Origin of the sequence: Anaplasma marginale str. Florida (assembly GCF_000215485.1) — a bacterium.
Lineage (GTDB): Bacteria > Pseudomonadota > Alphaproteobacteria > Rickettsiales > Anaplasmataceae > Anaplasma > Anaplasma marginale.
The window spans coordinates 1-560 of the sequence record NZ_AFMS01000063.1 but is presented as its reverse complement, the minus strand read 5'-3'; the positions used below and the strand labels follow the sequence as shown (position 1 = coordinate 560).

Annotated in this window: 1 protein-coding gene; it reads left to right on the top strand. The window is 50.5% G+C overall.

The features are described from left to right. Window positions 1-101: 101 nt before the first annotated feature. Window positions 102-560 (top strand): hypothetical protein (locus GAC_RS01845; protein WP_037349143.1); only part of this gene is annotated, 459 nt, incomplete at its 3' end.

Sequence of the window (560 nt, the reverse complement as noted above, 5' to 3'; positions counted from 1 at the left end):
ATGAACTGTACCGTGTATCCGGCTGTTTTTCTTCCCTGGTTATGTTGGCAACGATGAGTCTGCGGTTCCGAGAATAGTTATTTGTGTAATTGGTGAAATATATGCCGGATCAAGCTTCTCTGAGCCTGTTGGGCGACGACACAGGCGGTATAGGTTATACGTTGTTGAACGAAACTGATGACGAAACTGGTATTGATACTCCACGAAGGGGAGTGCGAGAAGTAATCGTTCTGGCGCTGTTGTTTGTTGTTGCGGTTGTGAGTGCAGTGATGTCAGTTGTGTACTCCGCCAATCCGACGGCGTTAGCAGCCCTCATACCAATCGCAGTTGTTTTTGCTTTGGCATTCATTGGTGTTGCTGTTCGGTATGCTATTTCACTTAGAGCTAGCGCTGCACATACTGAGGACCAACAGAGGGACGCATCGCCAGAAAGATCACAACAGCCTGCACAAGCACATCAGCCCACACAAGAAGTTGCGCAGCAGCCGCGCAGCACACCGGAGGAAGTACCACATCGCGGTGAAACGGCCTCCGACGCTGATGTTGCACCTACTCGTTCC